The 6,372-nt window shown below is 71.5% G+C and carries 5 protein-coding genes and 1 pseudogene; 2 read left to right on the top strand and 4 right to left on the bottom strand.

The features are described 5' to 3' along the window. From BZL64_RS36270 to BZL64_RS36280, 3 genes are all read right to left on the bottom strand, one after another. The coding region (locus BZL64_RS36270) for a DoxX family protein (RefSeq protein WP_086773290.1) at positions 1 to 495 on the bottom strand (495 nt) is incomplete at its 3' end. A gap of 162 nt (positions 496 to 657) precedes the next feature. Continuing rightward, positions 658 to 1,935 carry a hypothetical protein gene (locus BZL64_RS36275; RefSeq protein WP_086773285.1) on the bottom strand — a complete coding sequence of 426 codons (1,278 nt, stop codon included), beginning with the start codon at positions 1,933 to 1,935 and terminating at the stop codon, positions 658 to 660. A gap of 174 nt (positions 1,936 to 2,109) precedes the next feature. Next, a complete protein-coding gene (locus BZL64_RS36280) occupies positions 2,110 to 2,904 on the bottom strand; it encodes a class II aldolase/adducin family protein (protein WP_086773286.1) in 795 nt (264 codons plus the stop codon). Positions 2,905 to 3,111: 207 nt separating this feature from the next. Here BZL64_RS36280 and BZL64_RS36285 point away from each other — a divergent pair, with 207 nt between their 5' ends. Further along, a complete protein-coding gene (locus tag BZL64_RS36285; RefSeq protein ID WP_086773287.1) occupies positions 3,112 to 3,603 on the top strand; it encodes a pyridoxamine 5'-phosphate oxidase family protein in 492 nt (163 codons plus the stop codon). A gap of 15 nt (positions 3,604 to 3,618) precedes the next feature. Here BZL64_RS36285 and guaA read toward each other — a convergent pair whose 3' ends face one another. Then, the gene (gene guaA, locus BZL64_RS36290; protein ID WP_086773288.1) at positions 3,619 to 5,199 is read right to left on the bottom strand and encodes a glutamine-hydrolyzing GMP synthase; all 1,581 of its coding nucleotides are present in this window, start codon (positions 5,197 to 5,199) and stop codon (positions 3,619 to 3,621) included. A 383-nt stretch (positions 5,200 to 5,582) separates the two neighbouring features. On the opposite strand from guaA, the pseudogene BZL64_RS36295 reads away from it, so the two are divergent. Further along, a pseudogene (locus BZL64_RS36295) lies at positions 5,583 to 5,882 on the top strand (chorismate mutase); the annotation flags it as partial. Positions 5,883 to 6,372: the final 490 nt, after the last annotated feature.

The following is a 6,372-nucleotide window of genomic DNA, read 5'->3' on the forward strand; positions in this document are numbered from 1 at the left end:
CCAGGCGGCGTCGAGGGAGAGGACCGGGGCACCGGCGAGCACGAGGGGCAGCCAGGCCATGAGGTAGGCGAGGTCGTTGCCGTAGTAGTACGGGTCGGAGGCCCAGCTCACGGTCAGCCACAGGCTGAGGGAGATCAGCGCGCCGCCGAGGGCGGCGAGGCGGGTGAGGACACCCAGCAGGGTGCCGATGCCTACGGCGAGTTCGCCGAAGGCCATCGCGTAGCCGAAACCGGTCGGGCTCTTCAGAGCGAGGTCGACCAGGGCGGGGATGGCCGAGGAGTCCCGCACGGCCCGCATGGTGTCGCCGATCGAGCCTGCGCCGCTGTCCTTGAGGAAGGCGCCGTCGGTGAGCTTGTCCAGCCCGGCGTAGATGAAGGTGATGCCGAGGAAGACGCGGAGCGGGAGGAGGGCGTAGCGGGTGGCGGTGTCCCGCCAGTTGCCGCGGTCGCCGTCGAGATAGGGGGAATGCGTGTCCGTTCGCATGCCGTGAGTCATCGCCCGTAGCCGCCTCTCGCCCGCGTTGATGGACCCCTCGACAGACCATACGTACGAAAGGGACGGTGCGCTCAATGGCCGGCCGGGTCCTGGGGCATCTCCTTCCCAGGTGCCGCGGGTCCCAGTCGCATGCTCGGGGCGCGTGCTCGGGGCGCGCGTGTCTCAGTCCGTCACGTCGATCGCGTAGCGGTTCGTCTCCACGCCGGCCGCGGTGATCACCTGTACCTCCACCCGGCCGGGTTCGACCTCCGCCGGGACCGGGACGGTGAGTACCGCGTCGGTGGGGTTGCTGAAGCCCCCCGCGACCGGGACGAGGGGGACGTGGACATGGACGGCGCCGATGCGCACGACCATGCGGGAGAGGCGGTCGGCGGTCTGCGCGCCGGGCGGCACGAATCCGGCGCCGCGGATCTCGATGTCGTCGCCGGTGCGGATCGGGCCGTCCAGGTCGCCGGCCTCGCGGGAGCGGACGACGGAGAGGACGACGGGTCGCCCGCCCTCGGCGTACTTTCCGGCGAGGTAGGTCGCCGCCGACACCAGGACGACCACGGCGAGGCCCCAGGGCAGGTCCGGGAGCTGGTCGGGGCGGCGGGCGAGGCGTACGGCGGCGAAGGCCAGGGCTACGGCGCTGATCACGACGTACTGGATGTCGGCGAAGGTGCCGCGGCCGGCGTCGTCGGTGAGCAGGTCGGCGGCCCGGGGGCGGTGCGCGCGGACCTTCTGGAGCCGCTGGCCCAGGACGCGCAGGCCGACCACCCGCCGCACCAGCACGGCGATCGCACAGACCACGGCGAGGACGGTCACCGCGCCGGCGCCGCGCGCGAGGTCGAGTCCGGAGATCAGGGCGTCGCGCTCGGCGGGCCCGGAGGCGGCCGCCAGCCGGCCCACCAGGACCAGCACCGCGTACGCCACGAACAGCACCCAGGCGGCGGCGACCACGCGGGAGGTGGACAGGCGGTTGTCCTCGCCGATCACGGGGGCCAGCGCGCCGCCGCGCGCCCGGTGGAGCCAGGAGGCGGCGGTCAGGGCGCCGCCGACGAGGAGCGCGGCGAGCAGCCCGGCGGTGCGGGCGGTGGTCCAGCCGGCGCCGATCGCGGTCAGGGACTGCACGAGCAGCAGGGTGACGACAGCCGCCCCCACCGTGCAGGCGGTGCGCTGCCACACCCGGTTCAGCCAGGACTCGCCCTCGGCTCGGCCGCGCTCGGCGACGAGTTCCGCGGACTGGGTGAGTTCCTCCGAGACCCACTGGCGCGAGGCCGAGGCCGAGTGGGCGACGGCGGCGGGAAGTCCCTGTCCGGCGGCGAACTCGTCCCGCTTCACCAGGAAGGCGGCGACCGCCCGCCGGTGCCCCTCGCGCGCCCCGTGCGGGCAGTCCCCGCAGGCGCAGCCACCGTCGTGAGCACCCGGCTCCGGGCCTTGTCTCGCCTCCTGCACCGCCACTGCCGACGCCTGCCTTCCCCGCTACCCGTACGGCCGGTGACCCCTGTGAAACCGGCCCACCGAGCCTGTGAACAACTCCCCTGCGACGACAGCGAATTGTGCCCTACGGCACACCGCCCCGCTCCGGCAGGTCTGGTCAGCGGGGGTGAATTCGATGTCGCCGTGTTGACGCGGCTAGCTGAGCAGGTCCGGTTCGCCGCGGCTGATGTCCTGCCAGAGCGGCTGGTAGTTGATCCACGCCACCAGGTCGCCGCCGAGCTGTTCCCGGGTCGCCACGGCCGCCTTGTGCTCGATGAGGACGGGCCGGCCGGCGGCGCGGGCGGTGAGCTGGACCTGACTGGAGCGTTCCATCGACAGGAACCACCAGGCCGCCGCGTCCACCGAGTCGCCCACGGTCAGCGGGCCGTGGTTGCGCAGCACCAGCGCCTTGCGGCTGCCGAGCGCCGCGGCGATGCGCCGGCCCTCCTCGGCGTCGACGGCGACGCCCGTGTAGGCGTCGTACAGCGCGATGTCCTCGTAGAAGGCGCAGCTCTCCTGGGTGATCGGGTCGATCAGTTCGCCGAGGGCCGCGAGCGCGCGGCCGTGGACGGAGTGGCAGTGGGCGACGGCGACGACGTCCGGCCGGGCGGCGTGCACCTGCGCGTGCACGGTGAACGCGGCCTGGTTGACGTGATAGCGGCCCTCGACGACCTGTCCGTCGGCGTTGACGAGGACGAGGTCGCTCACGGTGACGTGTTTGAAGGGCACGCCGAAGGGATTGACCCAGAAGCAGTCGCCGTATTCGGGGTCGCGGGCGGTGATGTGTCCGGAGACCCCGTCCTCGAAGCCGTGCCGGCCGAAGATCCGCAGGGCGCCCGCGAGCCGTTCCTTGCGGTACCGGCGTTCGTCCTCGACCGACTCGTGGATCGGCGGCATGGCGAAAGCCAACCGGTCGGTGGGCAGCGGGGCGGGTGACGTGGGCCCGTGCATCGGTCCTCCAGCACTGGGATGTGTTACGGGCGGAAGGTACCTTCGGCCGGCGAAAAAGGGCAGAGCGTCACGCGGAAGACTCCCCGCGACGACTCCGGCGGTCGTCGGTGCGGTCGTCGGTCCGGTCGTCGGTGCGGTCATCGGTCCGGTCGTCGGTCCCGGTAATACCGGACACAAGGTGTCTGGTATCCGCGCCACACTCGCCGTATGACAGCACGTCGTACGACAGCAGTGAACTGGGCGGCGTTCGCCGAGGCGGAGCCGGATCTCGCGCGGGTCACCGAAGAGCGGTTCGGGGCCTTCACCCACCACGTTCTCGCGACCCTGCGCAAGGACGGCTCCCCGCGCACCAGCGGCCTGGAGGCGCGTTTCCTGGACGGGGAGCTGTGGCTCGGCATGATGCCGGGCTCGCTCAAGGCCCTGGACCTGCGCCGCGACCCCCGTTTCTCGCTCCAGGCCAACCCGGGCGACGGCACCGGGATGGGCGGCGGGGACGTACGGATCAGCGGGCGGGCCGTGGAGGTCGGGGACGGGGAGGCGAGGGCCGGATACGTGAAAGAGGTGGAACCGCCGCAGCCGTTCCACCTCTTCCGCACCGAGCTGACGGAGGTCGTACGGACCTACGTCGAGGACGACACGTATCTCGTCACCCAGTTCTGGAAGCCCGGAGAGCCGGTGCGCACCCTCAAACGGACCTGACCCCCGTGAAGGGGCTCACTCCCACTCGATGGTGCCCGGCGGCTTCGAGGTCACGTCGACGACGACCCGGTTGACGTCACGCACCTCGTTGGTGATCCGGGTGGAGATCTTCGCGAGGACGTCGTACGGCAGGCGCGACCAGTCGGCCGTCATGGCGTCCTCGGAGGAGACCGGGCGCAGGACGATCGGGTGGCCGTAGGTGCGGCCGTCGCCCTGGACGCCCACACTGCGGACGTCGGCGAGCAGGACCACCGGGCACTGCCAGATCTCGCGGTCCAGGCCGGCCGCCGTCAGTTCCTCGCGGGCGATCGCGTCGGCGTCGCGGAGCAGATCGAGGCGGTCCTTGGTGACCTCGCCGACGATCCGGATGCCCAGGCCGGGACCGGGGAACGGCTGACGCTGGACGATCTCCTCCGGCAGGCCGAGTTCCTGGCCGACCATGCGGACCTCGTCCTTGAACAGCTTGCGCAGCGGCTCGATCAGCTGGAACTCGAGGTCCTCGGGCAGTCCGCCCACATTGTGGTGCGACTTGATGTTGGCGGTGCCGGTGCCGCCGCCGGACTCGACGACGTCCGGGTACAGGGTGCCCTGGACGAGGAACGCGACCTCGGGGCCCTCGTCGGCGATGATCTCCGCCTGGGCCTGCTCGAAGACGCGGATGAACTCGCGGCCGATGATCTTGCGCTTCTCCTCGGGGTCGGAGACCCCCTTGAGGGCGTTGAGGAAGCGCTCCTCCGCGTCGACGACCTTCAGCTGGACGCCGGTGGCGGCCACGAAGTCCTTCTCGACCTGCTCGGTCTCGCCCTTGCGCATGAGGCCGTGGTCGACGTAGACGCAGGTCAGCTGGGAGCCGATGGCCTTCTGGACCAGGGCGGCGGCCACCGCGGAGTCGACACCGCCGGAGAGACCGCAGATGGCGCGCCGGTCGCCGACCTGCTCGCGGATGGCGGCGACCTGCTCCTCGATGACGTTGCCGGTCGTCCAGTCCGGGCGGAGACCCGCGCCGCGGTAGAGGAAGTGCTCCAGGACCTGCTGGCCGTGCGTGGAGTGCATGACCTCGGGGTGGTACTGGACGCCGTAGAGCTTCTTCTCGTCGTTCTCGAAGGCGGCGACCGGCACGACGTCCGTGGACGCCGTGACGGAGAAGCCCTCGGGGGCGGCGGAGCAGGCGTCGCCGTGCGACATCCACACGGCCTGCTCGCCCGGCGTGCCCTCGAAGAGGGTGGAGGACGTGCGGGAGACGTGCAGTTCGGTACGGCCGTACTCGCGGGCGCCGGTGTTGTCGACGGTGCCGCCGAGGGTCTGCGCCATCAGCTGGAAGCCGTAGCACATGCCGAAGACGGGTACGCCGGCCTCGAACAGCTCACGGTCGAGGCGGGGGGCGCCCTCCTCGTAGACGGACGAGGGACCGCCGGAGAGGATGATCGCCGCCGGGTTCTTGGCGAGCATCTCGGCGACGGGCGTGGTGCTCGGCACGATCTCGCTGTAGACCCGGGCCTCGCGGACTCGACGGGCGATGAGCTGGGCGTACTGCGCGCCGAAGTCGACGACCAGGACGGTGTCGGGGGCGGCGGCAGTAGGAGTCGCTGATGACACGGGGGCCTTCCGGCGGTTTGGGCGGGGTCTCTGTGCTGGCCAATTCTACCGAGACGGGCGCGGGACCGGTCCCGTCGCTTCCGCCGAGGTGGGCGCGGCACCGGTCGCGTCGCTTCTCCCGGCGTGGGCGCCGGACGGTCGCGTCACCGGGGAGGGGGCCGCCGGATCGGTGCCGGCCCTCGCCTGAATGCCGCCGTGCCATACTGGCCCCATGCTTTCGCACGCGACCTTCGTCTTTACCTATGGCACCCGGCCCGCCGGCTGCCATGGTCGTGCTGCTTGAGCTGACGCAGCGACTTCCCAGGCGCCCCGGGCCGACAAGGCCCGGGGCGCCTGTCGTTTTCCCTCCGGGTCAGGTCGCTCCGGGGTCTCCGCACCCACCCACCACCACAGGAGCCCCCATGACCGCCACCGACGTGACCGGCGCCCGTTCCTCCGAGGCGGCCGGCGTGATCACCGGCGCGCGTGACCGCATCGACGCGCTCGACGACCGGATCATCGGTCTCATCCAGGAACGGATCGCTGTGTCCGCCGTGATCCAGGAGGCCCGGATCACCTCCGGCGGCCGTCGCGTGAACCTGTCCCGCGAGATGGAGATCCTCGATCACTACCGGCAGGCCCTCGGCAAGCCCGGCACCCCCCTCGCCATGACCCTCCTCGAACTCTGCCGTGGTCGCATCTGAGTTCGGCACCCTTCTCACCCGTCCGGCGCGTGACCGGCCCCGGACGGCTTCGTTGGTCCCGATGTCCGTTCCAGCCAGGGGCGGGCCCGGAAGAACCACGCGTGGCTCACCTGGGGCGATGAGGCGTACGGATCGTGCCGTGCGCCGTGGGACCTCGCTCCGGGGAAGTGACCGGACGGCAGGGGACAGCGGCCCGGTCACCCAAGAGAACGGCCGGCCTCGGGGACGCTCGGGGCCGGCCGGCGGGAAGAGTAAAAGTGCGTAAGAGCTGGGTCAAACGGTTGCGGGCGCCGCGTTCATCCAGCACGATGCGTAGAAAGCCCCAAGTCCCGCCGGGGACAGCGGCATTGCACCACCCTCCCCCACATTGATCTGCTCCGACCCGCTATGTGGCGTTCCGTCCCCACCGACCGCCAAAGGTTCAGACCAGATGCTCGCCCTGCGTGCGCCCCGGCGGCCACCCGGCGCGGACGCGGGCGAGCATCTGGTC

The sequence above is a fragment of the Streptomyces bobili genome (genome assembly GCF_002154575.1).
GTDB lineage: Bacteria > Actinomycetota > Actinomycetes > Streptomycetales > Streptomycetaceae > Streptomyces > Streptomyces bobili.